Source organism: Sphingomonas sp. 66-10 (genome assembly GCF_001897045.1).
In the GTDB taxonomy this organism is placed as follows: Bacteria; Pseudomonadota; Alphaproteobacteria; order Sphingomonadales; family Sphingomonadaceae; genus Sphingomonas; species Sphingomonas lycopersici.
On record NZ_MKRR01000066.1, the window covers coordinates 1 to 1,957 of the forward strand.

General features: G+C 56.1%; 1 protein-coding gene. It reads right to left on the minus strand.

The features are described from left to right. Window positions 1-82: 82 nt before the first annotated feature. Window positions 83-1,069, minus strand: a complete 987-nt coding sequence (locus BGN95_RS06510) for an RHS repeat domain-containing protein (RefSeq protein ID WP_286772008.1) — start codon at window positions 1,067-1,069, stop codon at window positions 83-85. Window positions 1,070-1,957 lie beyond the last annotated feature (888 nt).

Genomic DNA, 1,957 nt, shown 5'->3' on the forward strand with positions numbered 1-1,957 from the left:
TCGCCAGCGTCGCCTGATCGCCGAAATTACGCCGTCCACGTCGCCGCCGTCGCCCCGCAACCACGTGGGGCAGTTTTAGCGCTTACGTTGCATCGTAGCCGTAGGCGACGAAAAATCCGTCGGTCCAGGTCAGCCGCGTACGTCGCCCCGCTGTATCATATTGCGAACTGACCGTGCCACCAATCGCCGTTGTTACGCTTGTCTGGCGCCCCAAGGCGTCATACGCAGCGCTTACGTTGTTGCCGTCTGACCGCGTTGCCGCCGTCATGTGTCCAAGCAAATCGTAGCCGTACGAGACCGCCAGCTCCCCCGACGGCAATGTCTTGGTTGTCACCCGGTTCAGCATATCATATGCGTAGCTGATCGACGTCCCATCACGCAGCCGCCGTGTCAGTAGATTATCATCCTGATCATAACTGAATTGCTCATAACTTCCACCCGGATAGGTCGTGGTTAGCGGCCGATCGAACCCGTCATACGCATAGATGGTAGCATTTCCGTTTGCGTCAGTCGCGCTCTGTTGCAAACCGTTGTCCGTGTAGGCAATTGTCGCGTCGTCCGAAGCGTCGGCTGTCCCATAAGCGGAAGTTCGCTTGGTCAGCCGGTCGGCATTGTCGTAAGCAAATTTTGTGGCGCGATCGGCTCCGAGGGTTCCGGGAGTTTGCAACGTGCAAGCCGACGGCGGCAGCGATCCCCACGCGGCACTGTTCATTCGGACAGCGGTGCAATCCAACCGTTGATGATCGTAGCTGTTCTGCGTTACCGAAAATGTCGTACCGCCCGCGGTGACCGTCTTGGTCAATGGGCGATCAACACCATCATATGTGGCCGCGACCTGCTGAAGCGAGGAAAAAGCGCTCCAGGCTGCATCGCTGGGGTCCGTCACCGTGCCCGCCTCGACGAGGGTCACCCGACCCTTTGCGTCATAGGTATTGCGCTGCGCCTTGGGCAGGAGTGGTCCGGCGCCATCCGGGTCAGGAGCGACAACCCCGACGACTTCACGATCCGCATCGTAACGGTAATAGGTGGTGTCGGCGCTGCCTGGCAAAGGCCCATCGACGCTGGTCACGTTGCCGACGTTGTCATACCCTAACGTCGTGGTCGCGACGATTGACCCATCGCCAGCCTGCTTAGATATCGTCGTCGGGAGGCCATTGCTGTTATAGCCGATTGCGGTCTTCGACTCACTCGTCGTACCGACGCATGTTGCGGACGTGAGACAGATTGAGGTACCCGACAGAACCTGCGCCCCGTTTACCGTCGCATAGCTGAACGTCGTAGTCGGCCGCGGGCCGCTAGTCGTAGCCGCCGGTGCCTGGACAGTAAGAATATTCCCGGTAGTAAGGTCATATGAGTAATCTGTACGATCGAGATTCGGATCCTGGACCCAGTTCGGCTTGTTGCACTTAGCAGCATTTACACAAACAGAATCGAATCCCCGAGTCGTAACCTTATTTGGATATCCAGGAATAGATTTTGATATACCATAAATAGCCGTTACATTTCCCCGGGAATCGTAGGTGTACTGGGTATGATTCCCTTCTGGGGCAGTATCGATATACAGACGTCCTGCGGAGTCATATTGCTTTGTCCATACCTTCCCATCTGCATCGGTGATGGAGGTTGGACGGTGAAGCGTCATGTCGAATACATAGGTCGTAATATGACCCAGCGGGTCCGTTACCGTTGTCGTTCTCGAGGAGCCACTATCAACATAGCCGTAGGTAGTCGTCCCGGTCGCATTCGCAATGCTCGCCACTCGCTTGGAGCTGTCGTATGTGATTGTCACATCCTCATTGGAACTGCCAGGGCGAGTAAGTCCGTAGATATATTGCAATGTAGGAGATGTCGTTCCCATTCGATAGGTCGTGAGTTGGCCCCCGAAATGACCTGACAGGGTCTCGCTCTTAGATAAGAGTGAGCCATATGACTGAGCATACGACTAGGCGCTACAATG